The organism is Listeria tempestatis, assembly GCF_963575625.1.
In the GTDB taxonomy this organism is placed as follows: Bacteria; Bacillota; Bacilli; order Lactobacillales; family Listeriaceae; genus Listeria; species Listeria tempestatis.
The window spans coordinates 129,026-144,186 of the sequence record NZ_CAUYTK010000001.1; the positions used below are offsets into that span (position 1 = coordinate 129,026).

Genomic DNA, 15,161 nt, shown 5'->3' on the forward strand with positions numbered 1-15,161 from the left:
AGATAATGGCTTTAAAAGATACTGGATTATCTGATGAAAAATTACTGGAGATGTTCCGCACGACTTTACTAGCTCGCCGTTTAGACGAACGTATGTGGCTATTAAATCGTTCTGGGAAAATTCCATTTACAATTTCAGGACAAGGACAAGAAATCGCACAAATTGGTGCAGCTTATGCCTTTGATTTAGATGCAGATTACTGCTTACCTTATTACCGAGATTTAGCGGTAGTGCTCGCATTTGGAATGACTGCAAAAGAAATTATGCTCTCTGCTTTTGCAAAAGCAGAAGATCCAAATTCAGGTGGACGACAAATGCCTGCCCATTTTGGACATAAAGCACAGCGTATTGTGACGCAAAGTTCGCCTGTTACAACGCAGTTTCCTCATGCTGCGGGCATCACATTAGCTGCCCGTATGGCAGGTGAAAATATTGTTGCATATGCCTCAACGGGTGAAGGCTCTTCCAACCAAGGTGATTTCCATGAAGGTATCAACTTTGCAAGTGTGCATAAATTGCCAGTTGTCTATGTTATTCATAATAATAAATATGCAATCAGTGTTCCAGCAGAAAAACAATACGCGGCAAAACAACTTTCGGATCGTGCAATTGGTTATGGCATGCCTGGTGAACGAGTAGATGGGAATAATATTACAGAAGTATATACGGCATTTAAACGTGCTGTGGACCGTGCTCGTGCAGGTGAAGGTCCGTCGCTTATTGAAACGGTTTCGTACCGATTTACGCCACACTCTTCAGATGACGATGACCGTGCGTATCGCTCAAAAGAAGAAGTAGATAATGCGAAAGCTAAAGATCCGCTACTCATCTTCCAAAACGAGCTTTTAGAAGCAGGAGTTTTGACAGAAGAAAACTTGCAACTTCTTGAAAAAGAAATTGCAAAAGAAGTGAACGAGGCGACAGAATATGCGGAAAACGCACCATACGCAGAGCCAGAATCAGCACTTCTACATGTATACGAAGAGAATGCGGAGGAGGAGTAAAAATGCCAGTCATTTCATATATTGATGCCATTACAATGGCACTTCGCGAAGAAATGGAACGCGATGATAAAGTATTTATTTTAGGTGAGGATGTTGGTAAAAAAGGTGGCGTGTTTAAAGCAACAGCTGGTCTTTATGATAAATTTGGAGAAGAGCGTGTTATTGATACACCGCTTGCAGAATCGGCAATCGCAGGTGTTGGCATTGGAGCAGCTATGTACGGGTATCGTCCAGTTGCTGAAATGCAGTTTGCGGACTTCATTATGCCGGCAGTGAATCAGATTATTTCCGAAGCATCAAGAATTCGCTACCGTTCGAACAACGACTGGACTGTGCCGATGGTCATTCGTGCGCCTTTTGGTGGTGGCGTACACGGAGCACTTTACCACTCGCAGTCCGTCGAAAAAGTATTCTTCGGTCAGCCGGGGCTGAAAATCGTTGCACCATCAAACCCTTATGACGCAAAAGGATTGCTAAAAGCAGCGATTCGCGACAATGATCCTGTGCTTTTTTTCGAACATAAAAGAGCTTACCGCTTGCTTAAAGGGGAAGTTCCGGAAACGGACTACACGGTTCCAATTGGAAAAGCCAATGTTGTACGCACTGGGGATGATATTACAATCATTACCTACGGACTTGCCGTTGAATTCGCGCAGCAGGCGGCAGAACGACTTGCTAGTGACGGATATGAAGCGCATATTTTAGATTTAAGAACGCTTTACCCGCTTGATGAGGAAGCCATTATTGAAGCGGCTAGGAAGACGGGGAAAGTCCTTTTAGTTACCGAAGACAACAAACAAGGTAGCATCATCGGGGAAGTGGCGGCGATTATTTCGGAACATTGTTTATTCGACTTAGATGCGCCAATTGCGCGCTTAGCTGGTCCAGATACGCCCGCAATGCCATTTTCGCCGACGATGGAAAAGTATTTCATGATTAATCCGGATAAGATTTTAGATAAGATGCGGGAACTTGCGGAATTTTAAAGAAGGAGTGAAGAAGTGTGGCTGTTATGGAAATTACAATGCCGAAACTTGGTGAAAGTGTAACGGAGGGAACGATTAGTTCTTGGCTTGTGGAACCGGGACAAAAAGTTGAAAAATATGATGCTTTGGCTGAAGTATTGACAGACAAGGTGACGGCAGAAATTCCATCATCATATAGTGGTGTCATTAAAGAGATTATCGCGAAGGAAGATGAAACGCTTGAAGTTGGTGCTATCATTTGTACGATTGAAACAGATGTAGATGGTGCTGAACCTGTGGAAGCATCTGAAGAACCAACGATGCAAGACGAACCTAAAGTGGAACAAAACGGCGGTAGTCTAAAGGAAGCGAAAGCAAATGCTCCAACTGGCGCGCGCTTTTCTCCTGCTGTATTACGTTTAGCTTCAGAAAACCAAATTGACTTGGCTGACTTCACGGGAACGGGTCTAGGTGGTCGAATTACTCGGAAAGACGTCCTTCGCTTTGTTGAAAATGGCGGCGTGAAATCTGCTCCTGTAAAAGTAGCGGCTTCTGAAAAAACGGTGAAAGAAGCGCCGAAAGACTATCCGCGTGCGGCAAATGGTGACCGCGAAATTCCTGTAAATGGTGTGCGTAAAGCTATTGCGAAACACATGGTAGAAAGCAAACATGAAATTCCACACGCTTGGATGATGGTAGAAGCTGATGCAACAAGTCTTGTACGCTATCGTGATAGTATTAAAGAATCCTTTAAAAAAGAAGAAGGATTCGGCATTACGTATTTTGCGTTCTTTATTAAAGCTGTAGCACGTGCGCTTAAAGAGTTCCCAGAGCTAAATAGTACATGGGCTTCCGATAAAATTATTGAGCATAAAGATGTCAATATTTCAATTGCTATCGCAGCGAATGATTTACTATACGTGCCAGTCATTAAAAATGCTGATGAAAAATCAATCAAAGGTATTGCACGTGAAATTAGCGAACTGGCTGCAAAAGCACGTGCAAATAAGCTGACAAATGATGATATGTCAGGTGGAACATTTACAGTGAATAGCACAGGTTCATTTGGATCCGTTCAGTCTATGGGTATCATTAATCATCCGCAAGCAGCCATTTTACAAGTGGAGGCGATTGTGAAACGGCCGGTTATCGTGGACGATATGATTGCGGTGCGTGATATGGTAAATCTATGTCTATCGATCGATCATCGTATTTTAGATGGCTTGCTCGCAGGGCGTTTCTTGCAGTCCATTAAGAAGTCTGTGGAAGAGATGACACAAGATAATACGCCGCTTTATTAACGTTTATTTTGTGAATATAGGGGTATGGTACTTGTACATCTAGATCCATACCCCTAAACTCCCTAGATGTTTTCCCTCTAGCATTATGTGAAGATACATAGCGTTAGAGGGCTTTTTTTATGCGGTTTTCGACTTCAATATACACATACATACGTTCGTAAAAACTACCTAACGTTAGACCTCTCAGCCCCATTTCAGCCCCAGAAAAAAGACTAAAATAAACCCTCGAAATGCGAGGCGGCGGACTGGTCAGCTTCTCGGAAAACGTGACTATATATATCCATCGTAGTCCCGATGTTAGAATGTCCTAGGCGCTCCTGAATCACTTTCGCATGAACTCCCTTCGCAATGAGTAGCGAAGCGGACGTGTGGCGAATGTCATGAAACCGGATTGGCGGTAGGTCTGCCCGTTTTAAGAACTGAGTCCACCTCTCGTAAATGGAGTCGGGGCGTTTTGGTTTTCCGTTCACATTTGAGAAAAGAAAGAAGCGGTCTGACCAGTTCCACTCTGCACCTAAAATTTCTTTTTCCTCCTCCCGAATTTGTTTATATTCCGCTAAAAGTGTAACAAGAGAATCTGGGATGGAGACTAGTCTGTCCGCTTTCGTTTTTAGCCCCGGGCGGATCGTTACACCTTTTCCCGTTTCCACAACAATTGTATTTTCGAAAAGTATAGTTTTATGAACTAGGTCCACATTCTTAAATTCGATAGCCGCGATTTCCGCCTCTCGTGCGCCTGTCACAACGGCAATTTGAACGAGCACTTGCCAGTCGAGCGGCTCTTTTTTTAGCTTTTCGTATAAACGTTTAAGTTCGTTCTCGTCGAATACCTTTTGTGTCCTTTTCGTGAGTTTCGGAGGCTTAATAGCCTCGCAAGGATTGTGTTTTAAAAGACGCCATTCTACCGCTTTTGTAAAGATAGAACGCAAAACGTTGAGGGCGTTACGGCGCACATGCGGCCCTTTTCCTTGATCTTCGAGGTACTCCAAAAAGTTCATGATGTGCATCGCATTTATTTTCTCTATTTTTTTAGCGCCGAAGTAGGGGACGATGTACAAGTCAAGACTCGTTTTATAAGACTGACGTGTCGTGACTTGCAAATTTTTCATGACGTGCTTTTTCCGATAATCTTCTACGAAGTCGCGGAATAAAATATTTTTAGTCTCTAAATACTCGTTCGACTCAAGTTCAGCGATGAATGCGGCTAATTCTTTTTCTCTATCCTCCGCGCGTTTGGCTCGCGTTGTGCGACTTCTCTTAATCTGTTTCCCCGCCGCATCGTACCCGACTGTAACCCGCAAGCGCCACGTTTCTTTACCTCTTTTCTCGACTGTCCCGATTAATCTTGTCACTGTTAACACCTTCTTTCGAATATATGTTCTATTTTTTAATTAAACAGAAAGCCCGAATGAACGGGCTTAATTAATTGAGCTTACAAAACTTAAATTGTGGCCATCGTGCGAGTAGTCGATTGCTATTTTTGATGTTTTGGACGTTAACTCATACCATAATGTATATTTAGTATTTTTGCCATTAGAAATCCCATTCCCGTTTCCTGCACCCGTGTAATCGACCAGTTCGAGAGTACTTCCAGCGTCATCGTAAACTGTGAAATCTGTAAACAGTGAATCGAAATTTTCACCTGCTGAATAGTTCTTTAATGTATAAACAACTTCAATTAGATTATTTGAGTTGACATCAGGGTAAGCGTCGGCACGTTCATACCAATCCTTTGATAAGTCATAAGAGGTTTTATTTATAGTAATTGAAAATAAGTTTTCGCCCCCTTGTTTTACAATAGCTTCTTCATTTAATCCGTATATTTTTTCTTTCGGTTTGTGAAGAGTTACGATTTGAAGATTTTCTTTTTCACCTTTCTTTTTAGCTTCAATCGAAAGGGTTTTATCTCCATCGCCTGTGTACGTGTTATTAACTCCGAACCAACCATTCTCGTCAACGTCTATTTCCGAACCTTCGATATAAACTTTTGCCCCTTTCTCGGTCGTTCCTTGGACCTCGAAATATCCATTTTCGTCAGGCGTTATCTCATTTTTATCTAGCGTTAACGAAACTTCTTTTTTCTCTTTAGCTGCTGTTTTTTCTTCCGCTTTTGGTTCATCTCCGCATGCTGTTAGCCCCACACTTAATAGAGCCGCCATCAGCACAAATAAAATATTTTTCATTCCCATTCCTCCATTTTTAGTATGCGTTTCCAACTTTTTATTTTATCAGAAAATAGAACGCTTGTAATTCACGCATTAGACAAAAATAGAGAATATTTTGTCTATTTTACACATTATAAAAAGTTGTAACTATCAAGATGGGCCTCGAGAACGGCGGTTGAATATTGAAGTAGCCGCTTTTTTGCCACCGTCCGGTTAACGGGGAACAGTTTCATCATATAGAAAATATTTTGCTCCGATTGAATCGTGGGAAAATTCATCTTCTCTAGTATAAAAGTCGGTACTAAAAAATGTTCAGCAAAATGATTTGCTTGTCGCTCTTGATAGTCAATGAAAAGAGCAGGTAGTCGATGTTGATTCCCGCTATGCTTAATGATATGCCCTAGCTCATGCGCAAAGTCAAACCACTGTTCGCAAATGCCGAGATTTTTATTGATGCAGATATAAGGCTGATTACGGATAGTACCCGACTCACTACCAAAGCTCCATATTTTGAATTTAACATTTAACTCGTTGCAAATGTATTGCATGTCAAGGTTCTGTGGTGACTGAATATCTAACTCCCTATAAAGCTCTTTCACTTTTTCCTCTAGCAAAGTTAATCTCATTAAAAATCCCCCTATTAAATAGAACGTGTGTTCTTATTATAAAGAGGGGTAAATTAAAAATCAATAGATAACTATTTTTCTTTAAATAATTTCCAAATCTCGTAAAGCCGTTCCATACTCTCTTCATCCTCAGGCATGCTACGGTACCAACGCTCCATCTCCGGATTTTTTGCGAACGCCTCAAACTCTTCTTTCTCAGATAAAGGACGTTTTACATCTGTCCTACCTAAAAGATAGTCTAGGGAAACATCGAAGAGAGAACAGTATCCTCTAAGAACAGAAATTCTCGGTTCAACTTCATCTTTTTCCCATCTGCTAATCAACCCTTTATTTATTTTTCTATCGGTGCTTTCGGATGTTAATAATTCAGCGAGTTGCTCCAACGTGTAATTTCTGCTTTGACGAAGTTTTTTCAAGCGTTCACCTAGTGTAGTCATTTTTATTCTCTCCTATATATGTGATAGATAGATTATACCATGCTTAGTTGCATAAATTCAACCACACGGCAAAAAAGTTTCATAAATTATAATTTTTGTGTTGACACCTTAAAAATTATAGTGTATAGTTTGGTTTGTAAGTTGCAAATATGAAACTAGAGAGGGGGGATATGGATGAGTACTGTAACGAGAAAATACAAACCGTACAACCGCTTAAAAGCGTATATGGTTGAGAATAACATTAGACAACGGGAACTAGCTGAAATTTTGAATTTATCAGTATCGAACCTGAACCAAAAGCTAAACGGCACAGGGGGGGACTTCTCGGCAAGTGAAATAAAGGCTATATGTCAACATTTTAAAATTTCAGCTGATAGATATTTTTTTTACCAATAAGTTGCAAAAATGAAACTTTTGAAGGAGGAATTATAAATGGAAAGAGAAGATAAATTATTAGAAGAAGCGAAAGAGTTAATAGAAGGTTTTGAGGAAGGGGCAACGATTCATATTAAAGCTAAAGACCAAAGCAAGTTTAACGAATTTTTTGAAGGTGAAACGCTTCTTAGTAAAGGTCATATGTCTGAGGGCGAAGATGGGGCCATCTACTTCTATCAATATTTCACCAACGATAAAATACTAGCCCATACGATTAAAGACTCAAGGGCAGTAGATTCTTACTACGGCTTCTCCAAAAGTTCTGAAAAGATACTAGAAGACATTATAGACAGACTCCAAACACTCATTCAGTTCACGAAAAAGAATGATCTCAATGCGCAAAATGAACGATGAGGTACTTTCAAGGTACCCCATCAAAGACAGTATAAGATAACATATTTTGAAAGCATGCCACATCCTCCAAAATGGACGATACGGACAAGAGAGCTCGTTAAAACCATTCCCTTAATTCAGGGGACAGGTTGAGGAGATGACCACCTTTCAAAGGGTGCCACAAAATGGAGCACCCTTGGAGCCGAACGCAAAGTTCCCCCGGGGGCAAATTTAAAACAGGAAAGGAAGTAAAAAAATGAACGAATTACAACGAACAATTAATAGTAGAGAAATCGCTAAACAGGTAGGGAAAGCGCACAAGGATTTAATGCGAGATATCCGTCAATACATCGGTTATTTAGCCGAGTCCAAAGATGGATTGGGCGATTTTGGAGGAGAGCGCAAAGTTGCGCCGTCCGAATTTTTCATTGAATCTACCTACACATCAGAACAAGGGAAAAAACTACCTTGCTACGAATGCACGAAACAGGGCTGTGAAATGATAGGTAATAAGATGATTGGTAAAAAGGGCGTTCAATTCACCGCGTACTATGTTCAGCAGTTCAACCAAATGGAGCAACATATTAAAGAAGAAGTCGATTATTCCCAGCTCAGTCCAAAGCTCCAAATGATGTTGCAATTAGGGCAGGCATTAGCGAAACAAGAAATGGCGACAAAACGAATTGAAGATAAAGTAGATAACATTAGCGAGATTGTCGCGTTAAATTCCACGGATTGGCGGAAAGATGCGCGGACGCTGATTAATAAAATCGCACAGCTAAAAGGAGGATTTGGGGCTTATCAAGAGGTACAAACTGCTATCTACGAAGAGTTAGAGCGACGGGCAAGTTGCCGCTTATCGATTCGACTAACCAATATGCGAGGAAATGCCGCTCTAAACGGTGCGAGTAAATCCAAAATCGACAAAATGAACAAATTAGATGTCATCGCTGAGGACAAAAAATTACTTGAAATTTACCTAGCAGTCGTAAAAGAGTTTGCGATTCAGCATGGAGTGGGTGACTATGACCGTCCTTAATGCCAAAGAGGCTCGCCATTTGTTAAAGATAGGCGAAACGTCTCTTTACCGCTACGCGAATAATGGGACAATCCCGGGGCAGAAAATCGGGTCAGAATGGCGCTTTAGTGAAGAGGCGCTTGAGGAATGGCTCGGTACGAGAAACCCGGATACCGAATTAAACGTATTAAAACTTCGCGTCTATGAATCCGAAGAGGAGAATAAGCGACTTAAATTGCAACTAGAACAAGTAAACGGAAAATTGGCAAAATTCGAAGAGATAGGAGCGCTGTTTCGTGATAATTGAACTGTTTTTTCTACTATTAGGTTCTACAATTCTTATCTTAATCACTTTAGGAGGTGAGGCAAAAGAAAAAGCTCTTTCCAAAGAGGCGGCCACCTCGCGAAAGAGCATACAAAAAATTATTTCTGATTATAATTTAGCACGTTTGGGGGTGAAAGGCAATGCAGACGATTGATTCAGCCGTGGAGCAAATGAAACAGTTATGTGATTTTTGGGAAAGTTGCTCTGAATCTGAACTAAATCGAAACATTTCTCAACTAGAGTCAATAGTACCGAAAGGAGAAGTGGAACAGATAAAACGCGACATGTTTCTTGAGCAGGCCTATTTTTACCGAAAAGCGAAGTTTAATTATTGAGAGGAGGGAAAGGCAAATGACGCAACAAGCTGTTATCCATTTTATGAGCGATCCGAGTAAAACGTACACGTACTTAACGCAACTGGAGGGGCTCACGGGGGACGACTTAGTCCTTGTGGAAACGCGATTCGGATATTCCGTTGCCGTGTTCGACCATTACAACGGAGAAGTGACGCGGAGAAAAGGTAAGTTTATTCTATTAAAAATCGACAAAGAAGCCTTTTGGGCGGAAAAAGAAAGGGCGGAACTTGAATGATTCAAGTAGGCGACCGCGTACAGCTAACAGTGATAACGGGCGTAGAGCCGTACGCCTCACCAGGTGGAGTTTATCAGGTAATGGACATTCACGAATCAGGGATGGCCTATGTCGGGAATGAAGGTACCTCGTTTTGGGTGCCACGAGGCCAACTTAAGAAGAAGGAGGAGGAGGAAACGAAATGAAAATTAATCGAATCAAAGTTCGATTCGTCGAGAACCTTACAAGCTTTAACGAATCGAAACATTATAGTTTTTTAACCTACATGGAGGACTTACAAGAGGGAGATTTACTTGTTGTACAAACCCGGTATGGTCTTGCTCTGGCTCGGTTTGTGGAGTATACAGAAGGGTCTGATTGTGTAAAAGCTGAAAAATTCGCTATGGCTAGTGTGGACCTTTCTGGGTTCGAGGCACTCAACGAAAAACATCAGAAAATAAAGAGTTTAAAAGCGGAAATTGACGAGGAGGCAAAACGTACAGTAGAGCAGTTTAAACTGAAAGAGCTTGCGAAAAACTCTCCAAAGCTACAAGCGATGCTTGATACACTCGATGCGCTAGAGGAGGAATTGAAATGAAAATTTATTTTGAAGGAACGTTGGATGAAATTAAGCAAGAGATGACCGACTTTTTAGGGGAAGAGATGAAATTTTATAATCCGGAAGATTGGAAAGAGGCACGCGACTCTGTAGCCCAGCCGCCGCAAGAAACGAAGAAAGCGAATAAAGAGGAGCCTAAGGCGAGCATTCGTCCGGAAGTAGAAGCACTCCGCGATAAGCTTGAAAAGGACGGCAAGTCAAGAGACGTGGCGGATACACTTAAGAACCACTTCAAGAAACGCCTCGTCGATATGGAAGAAAAAGAGCTTCCGGCTGTGTTAGAGCGTTTCAAACTGATAGATGCCATCGAGCCGCGCGATGAGGATACGCCGACCATCACACTCGGTGATGTACAGCGTAAAGTGGCCCCTATCATTAGCAAGGCTAACACTGACCCGGACGCAAAGAAAAAAGCGTCGAAGATTTCCAAAATGCTTAAAGAAGACTACGGCGTTCCAAACATAAAATCCCTAGACGCGGAGCATTATGCGTCCTTCATGGCTAAACTGGAGGCGTTATAGATGCCTGACACACACGCTAAGCTATCTGCGTCAGGGGCGGCAAGATGGTTATCATGTCCCGGCAGTGTACGAATGGAAGAAGAGTTAGCTGAGTATGCGGAGCGAGGAGAAACTTCGGTGTACGCCGAGGAGGGCACAGCGGCACATACGTTGTCTGAGCTTAAGTTGATGCTTCACACAGAAAAAATTAATAGGCGAACGTTCACACGTCGTTTAAATAAATTTAAAGCCGACAATGAGTACTATTCGAAAGAGATGGACGACTACACGGGTGACTACGTGAATGAGGTCATCGAGCTATTCAACAGTTACCCCGATGCCTTTATTGACTTAGAACAGCGCGTCGACTTTAGCCGATGGGTGCCTGAAGGCTTCGGGACGTCAGATGTGGTGATTATCGCAGATGGAACGCTTCATATTGTCGACCTTAAATACGGCAAAGGGGTGCCTGTTTTCGCTACCAGCAATCCGCAAATGCGTTTGTATGCGCTAGGTGCTTACGAGCTGTATAGCCTCATGTATGATTTTGAAACAGTCAAAATGACCATCATTCAACCACGGCTGAACGAATCGTCCACCGATGAAATGCCTTTAGCGGAACTTCTCGAATGGGCGGACAATTTTGTCCGACCTCGTGCTGAACTAGCATTAAGTGGAGAAGGTCCACTCGTTCCAAGTGAGGCGGCGTGCCGCTGGTGTGTGGCCAAAGCCGTCTGTCGAGCTCGAGCTGATGCCAATCTAGAAGCGGCACGGCTAGATTTTGAGGAACCGGCCGAGAAACTAAGCAAGGAAGAAATGGCGGAGATTTTACTTCAAGCCCCGGAAATTAAAAAATGGATTGAGCAGGTCGAGTCTTATGCCCTTACGCAAGCCCGTGACCACGACGAAACGTTCCCCGGCTTAAAACTCGTAGAAGGGAGAAGTAATCGCATGATTACCGATAAAGAAAGAGCCGCCTCACTTCTTCAAGAAGCTGGCTTCGAGGGTATTTTTAAGCCGCAAGAACTACTTAACTTAACTGCGTTAGAAAAAGCAATAGGAAAAGAAGCGTTTAGCGAAGTCTTAGCGGATTTAATCGCTAAGCCGCCGGGCAAACCCGCGCTCGTGAAAGAGTCAGATAAACGCCCCGCGATGAATAAAGCGCAGAGTGCGCAAGAAGATTTTAAAGAACTTTAATTAAAAAGGAGACGATGTCAAAATGGCAAAATCAAACGAAACGAAAGCAATTTTAAAAAAGGTAAGACTGAGTTATGTGAGTTTATTAGAACCGAAAGCGTTTGAAGGCCAAGAGCCGAAATATTCGACCATGATTTTAATCCCGAAAGAGGATAAGGCATCCCTAAAAGCGATTAAAGCCGCGCAAGAGGCCGCCCTAAATCAAGGCCTCGCTTCCAAATTCGGCGGTAAAAAGCCGACAAACTTGAGAAAGACCCTACGTGATGCGGATGAGGAGCTTGATACGGACGAAAACCCAGACTTTAAAGACCACTATTTCATGAACGTATCGAGCAAACAGAAACCCGGCATCTTGAATAAAGCGAAAGAGAAAACAACAGATCCAGACGAAGTATACAGCGGCGTGTTTGCGAATGTCTCACTTAATTTCTACGCCTACAACACAGCAGGTAATAAAGGCATTACCGCAGGACTGAATAACGTCATGGTACTCGGCTATGGGGATTATCTCGGCGGACGTGCAAGCGCTGAATCCGACTTTGAGGAATTCGAGGCAGAGGAAGAAGACTTCACCGATTTGATGTAAAAACGGAGGGCTTCGGCCCTCTTCTCTAAAAGGAGTGAACTTTTATGAAAGTAGATGTATACGCCAGTCTAGGTGGTGCCTTTGTGCTCGTAAATAAATGTGAGAGTGAAACAAGAGCACGGATGTTTAGCAAACATTTGATTTATTCCAATCAAGCGAAGACGTGTTTACTCATTTTTCCGAGAGCTAGGCGACATGAATATGTACACCGGGGATGTGTGCGATGAAGACTTTGAACATCGACATTGAGACCTTTTCCGACTTCAATATTAAAGACGGGGTCTATAAATATGCGTCCTCGCCGAATTTTGACATTTTACTTTTTGCATATTCAATTGATGGCGGAGCTGTCCAAATTGTAGATTTAACGAAAGAAGCGTTACCGACTGATATTGAACAAGCCTTAACCGACCCGGACGTGTTAAAAATCGCTTATAATGCGCAGTTTGAACGTGTTTGTTTAAGTTATTATCTGAAAAACTTTTGGCTAGACCCCGCGCAATGGCGTTGTACGATGGTGAAGGCTTCCATATTAGGACTGCCGGCTTCACTCGGACAGTGCGCGAAGTTTTTAAACATACGGGAGCAGAAGGACACCTCGGGGACCGCGTTAATCAATTACTTTTCCAAACCTTGTAGACCGACCAAAGCTAACGGTAGCCGGACTCGAAATTTGCCCGAACATGATGAAGAGAAGTGGGCGAAGTTCAAAGCTTACTGTGTGCAGGACGTAGTTACCGAGATGGCCATCGCTGATGTCGTAGACCGTTATCCGTACAGGGAATGGGCCCTATATGCACTTGATCAGCGAATTAATGACAGAGGCGTTCAGATTGATAGCGTACTAGTCCAAGCGGCAACGGAAATGATAGAGAGTGCGAGCGAGGCTGCAACAGCTAAGCTTAGACTTTTGACGGGTTTAGATAACCCAAACAGCTTAAAGCAAATGCAAGAATGGCTACAAGCTCGAGGCGTCTTCTCTAAAAGTTTAAATAAAGAATCCGTTGACGCCTTACTTGCTGACGATTCTGTTTCTAGCGAAGCCAAAGAAGTATTAACGATTCGCAAGAGCTTAAGCAACAGTAGCACTAAAAAATATTACGCGATGAAAAAAGCAGTTTGCCCGGACGGAAGAATCCGGGGCGTGTCACAATTCTACGGCGCGAACCGGACGGGGAGGTGGGCTGGGCGTTTAATTCAGACGCAGAATCTCCCGCAGAATCATTTAGAGACGCTCGACATTGCGCGCGAACTCGCTAAAGCGAAAGATGTGGAGAGTATCGAACTGCTGTACGAGAGTTTAGAAGACATCTTGAAACAGTTGATTCGCACGGCGCTCGTTGCGAAACCTGGCTTTACTTTTTTGGTGAGTGACTTTAGCGCGATTGAGGCGCGGGTCCTTGCTTGGCTCGCTGATGAAACGTGGCGGTTGGACGTGTTTCAAACACACGGAAAAATTTATGAGGCGTCTGCTTCAAGCATGTTTCACGTCCCGATTGAAAAAATTGATAAATCCACCGCAGAAGGCGCGGAGCTACGGCAACGCGGCAAAGTGGCAGAACTCGCGGCTGGTTTTCAGGGCTCCGTTGGGGCGATGAAAGCGATGGATCGTGCGGGGAAAATCCGCCCGGATTTATCAGGCGTGACAGATGAAGCGGAACGAGAAAGGCGCATTGACGCGAACTATAAAAGCATCGTAGACGCTTGGCGGAAAGCGAGTCCGAACATTGTAAGATTTTGGTACGACGTGGAAAGTGCAGCCATCGAAGCTTTAGAAAACCAATGTACGGTAAAAGTCAAACACGGCATCCGGATGGTTGGTAAATCGAATTTCCTTTTCATTATGTTGCCTTCTGGGCGATATCTCTCTTACGCGAAGCCATCTTTAGAAGAAAATAAATTCGGACGGACGGCGATTCACTACTACGGAAAAGATGAAGGGCGCGTTATGCCCGGCAAACTATCCACGTACGGCGGGAAACTCGTCGAGAACATCACGCAAGCCGTCGCTAGGGATTTGTTAGCTGAGAAGATGAAGCGGCTAGACGAAGAAGGATATGACATCGTGTTTCATGTACATGATGAGGTCGTGCTGGAAGTAGAAGAAGGCGGGCGTGACATTGAGGAAGTGAACGCGATTATGGCGGAGCCCGTTGCGTGGGCAGAAGGCTTGCCGCTTAGCGCGGACGGCTACGAAACGAACTATTATAAAAAGGACTGATATAAATGAATGATATTACTTTATATCTACGATCAAACGGGCCGACGAAAAAAGCCCAAATCGAAGAGGAGCTAGAACGAGATTGTACGTCTGAACTTCAAAAACTACTTGATAATTGCAAAATCGAACGACCGCGACGCGGTGTATATGCGTATAAAAAACTTGGAGGCGGTGAGTGAATGAAAACTAAGTTACATTTTAGTAGTAAAAATCACATTTGGGAAACGCCTCAAGCGCTGTTTGACGTTTTAAATAGTGAGTTTCAATTTACGTTAGATGCCGCTGCTGATGCGAACAATCATAAGTGCGATGTGTGGTTTTCAGAAGAAAATAATGCTTTAAATCAAAAATGGCGCGGTTCGGTATTCTGTAACCCGCCATACGGAAAACAGCTCTCAAAATTCATTGAAAAAGCTTATTTTGAGAGCAGACAGGACTATAACAATCAAGTTGTGATGCTTATTCCCGCTCGAACGGATACAAAAGCATGGCACAAATACGTGTTTCCTTATGCGGAAATTCGATTTTTAAAAGGTCGTGTGAAATTTGAGTTAAAAGGAGAAGTGTTAAATTCTGCACTTTTCCCGAGCGCGGTCGTTATTTTTAAAAAAGGAGGAAACCGAATGAAAATACTAGACGCATGTTGCGGCTCTAAGATGTTCTGGTTTGATAAACAAAATCCAGATGTGACGTTTATGGATATTCGAGAATTAGAAACAAATTTATGTGACGGAAGAAAACTAGAAATTAAACCCGATGTGCTTGGGGACTTTCGAGATATGCCGTTTGGAAATGAAACGTTTGATTTAGTCGTGTTTGACCCGCCACATGTTGTATACGATAGCGGTAATTTTGGGAT

At 42.9% G+C, this 15,161-nt stretch carries 21 protein-coding genes and 2 pseudogenes; 19 read left to right on the top strand and 4 right to left on the bottom strand.

Annotated elements, in window-relative coordinates; translation table 11 throughout:
• Nucleotides 1-5 precede the first annotated feature (5 nt).
• Genes R8923_RS00745 through R8923_RS00755 form a run of 3 tightly spaced genes read left to right on the top strand, consistent with a single transcriptional unit; the run spans nt 6 to nt 3,270 of the window.
• Entirely contained in the window at nt 6-1,004 is a 999-nt protein-coding gene (locus R8923_RS00745) for a thiamine pyrophosphate-dependent dehydrogenase E1 component subunit alpha (RefSeq protein WP_485870845.1), read from the top strand.
• Between the two features lie 2 nt (nt 1,005-1,006).
• On the top strand, nt 1,007-1,990 hold the full coding sequence (locus R8923_RS00750; RefSeq protein WP_485870846.1) for an alpha-ketoacid dehydrogenase subunit beta: 984 nt from the start codon (nt 1,007-1,009) through the stop codon (nt 1,988-1,990).
• A gap of 17 nt (nt 1,991-2,007) precedes the next feature.
• A complete protein-coding gene (locus tag R8923_RS00755) occupies nt 2,008-3,270 on the top strand; it encodes a dihydrolipoamide acetyltransferase family protein (RefSeq protein WP_485870847.1) in 1,263 nt (420 codons plus the stop codon).
• 212 nt (nt 3,271-3,482) lie between these two features.
• Here the strand turns inward: R8923_RS00755 and R8923_RS00760 are convergent, their stop codons facing one another.
• The 4 genes from R8923_RS00760 to R8923_RS00775 all read right to left on the bottom strand — a co-directional run bounded on the left by R8923_RS00760 (nt 3,483) and on the right by R8923_RS00775 (nt 6,498).
• Entirely contained in the window at nt 3,483-4,622 is a 1,140-nt protein-coding gene (locus R8923_RS00760) for a site-specific integrase (protein ID WP_485870848.1), read from the bottom strand.
• Nucleotides 4,623-4,688: 66 nt separating this feature from the next.
• On the bottom strand, nt 4,689-5,453 hold the full coding sequence (locus R8923_RS00765; protein WP_485870849.1) for an LptM family lipoprotein: 765 nt from the start codon (nt 5,451-5,453) through the stop codon (nt 4,689-4,691).
• A 113-nt stretch (nt 5,454-5,566) separates the two neighbouring features.
• Complete coding sequence (locus R8923_RS00770) at nt 5,567-6,061, bottom strand: ImmA/IrrE family metallo-endopeptidase (protein WP_485870850.1); 495 nt, start codon at nt 6,059-6,061, stop codon at nt 5,567-5,569.
• 71 nt (nt 6,062-6,132) lie between these two features.
• Entirely contained in the window at nt 6,133-6,498 is a 366-nt protein-coding gene (locus tag R8923_RS00775; protein ID WP_485870851.1) for a helix-turn-helix domain-containing protein, read from the bottom strand.
• 174 nt (nt 6,499-6,672) lie between these two features.
• On the opposite strand from R8923_RS00775, the gene R8923_RS00780 reads away from it, so the two are divergent.
• From R8923_RS00780 to R8923_RS00855, 16 genes and pseudogenes are all read left to right on the top strand, one after another.
• Entirely contained in the window at nt 6,673-6,894 is a 222-nt protein-coding gene (locus R8923_RS00780; RefSeq protein ID WP_485870852.1) for a helix-turn-helix domain-containing protein, read from the top strand.
• A 36-nt stretch (nt 6,895-6,930) separates the two neighbouring features.
• Nucleotides 6,931-7,287 carry a hypothetical protein gene (locus R8923_RS00785; protein WP_485870853.1) on the top strand — a complete coding sequence of 119 codons (357 nt, stop codon included), beginning with the start codon at nt 6,931-6,933 and terminating at the stop codon, nt 7,285-7,287.
• Between the two features lie 235 nt (nt 7,288-7,522).
• A complete protein-coding gene (locus tag R8923_RS00790; RefSeq protein WP_485870854.1) occupies nt 7,523-8,305 on the top strand; it encodes a Rha family transcriptional regulator in 783 nt (260 codons plus the stop codon).
• Nucleotides 8,292-8,591 carry a helix-turn-helix domain-containing protein gene (locus R8923_RS00795; RefSeq protein WP_485870855.1) on the top strand — a complete coding sequence of 100 codons (300 nt, stop codon included), beginning with the start codon at nt 8,292-8,294 and terminating at the stop codon, nt 8,589-8,591. The genes R8923_RS00790 and R8923_RS00795 overlap by 14 nt, the downstream gene beginning before the upstream one ends.
• Nucleotides 8,581-8,763, top strand: a complete 183-nt coding sequence (locus tag R8923_RS00800) for a hypothetical protein (protein WP_485870856.1) — start codon at nt 8,581-8,583, stop codon at nt 8,761-8,763. Before R8923_RS00795 ends, R8923_RS00800 begins: the two co-directional genes overlap by 11 nt.
• On the top strand, nt 8,750-8,944 hold the full coding sequence (locus R8923_RS00805; RefSeq protein ID WP_485870857.1) for a hypothetical protein: 195 nt from the start codon (nt 8,750-8,752) through the stop codon (nt 8,942-8,944). Before R8923_RS00800 ends, R8923_RS00805 begins: the two co-directional genes overlap by 14 nt.
• A gap of 16 nt (nt 8,945-8,960) precedes the next feature.
• On the top strand, nt 8,961-9,200 hold the full coding sequence (locus R8923_RS00810) for a hypothetical protein (protein ID WP_485870858.1): 240 nt from the start codon (nt 8,961-8,963) through the stop codon (nt 9,198-9,200).
• Entirely contained in the window at nt 9,197-9,385 is a 189-nt protein-coding gene (locus R8923_RS00815; protein ID WP_485870859.1) for a hypothetical protein, read from the top strand. Before R8923_RS00810 ends, R8923_RS00815 begins: the two co-directional genes overlap by 4 nt.
• A complete protein-coding gene (locus R8923_RS00820) occupies nt 9,382-9,777 on the top strand; it encodes a hypothetical protein (protein WP_485870860.1) in 396 nt (131 codons plus the stop codon). The genes R8923_RS00815 and R8923_RS00820 overlap by 4 nt, the downstream gene beginning before the upstream one ends.
• Nucleotides 9,774-10,319 carry a hypothetical protein gene (locus R8923_RS00825; RefSeq protein ID WP_485870861.1) on the top strand — a complete coding sequence of 182 codons (546 nt, stop codon included), beginning with the start codon at nt 9,774-9,776 and terminating at the stop codon, nt 10,317-10,319. The genes R8923_RS00820 and R8923_RS00825 overlap by 4 nt, the downstream gene beginning before the upstream one ends.
• The gene (locus R8923_RS00830) at nt 10,320-11,495 is read left to right on the top strand and encodes a DUF2800 domain-containing protein (RefSeq protein ID WP_485870862.1); all 1,176 of its coding nucleotides are present in this window, start codon (nt 10,320-10,322) and stop codon (nt 11,493-11,495) included. It begins immediately after the preceding gene.
• Nucleotides 11,496-11,517: 22 nt separating this feature from the next.
• On the top strand, nt 11,518-12,081 hold the full coding sequence (locus tag R8923_RS00835) for a DUF2815 family protein (RefSeq protein WP_485870863.1): 564 nt from the start codon (nt 11,518-11,520) through the stop codon (nt 12,079-12,081).
• A 223-nt stretch (nt 12,082-12,304) separates the two neighbouring features.
• Nucleotides 12,305-14,302: a DNA polymerase gene (locus R8923_RS00840; RefSeq protein WP_485870864.1), complete on the top strand. Its 1,998-nt coding sequence runs from the start codon at nt 12,305-12,307 to the stop codon at nt 14,300-14,302.
• Between the two features lie 5 nt (nt 14,303-14,307).
• Entirely contained in the window at nt 14,308-14,481 is a 174-nt protein-coding gene (locus R8923_RS00845; protein WP_485870865.1) for a hypothetical protein, read from the top strand.
• Nucleotides 14,482-14,898, top strand: a pseudogene (locus tag R8923_RS00850) (DNA N-6-adenine-methyltransferase); the annotation flags it as partial.
• Nucleotides 14,899-14,925: 27 nt separating this feature from the next.
• Nucleotides 14,926-15,138: pseudogene (locus tag R8923_RS00855) on the top strand (class I SAM-dependent methyltransferase); the annotation flags it as partial.
• Between the last annotated feature and the right edge of the window lie 23 nt (nt 15,139-15,161).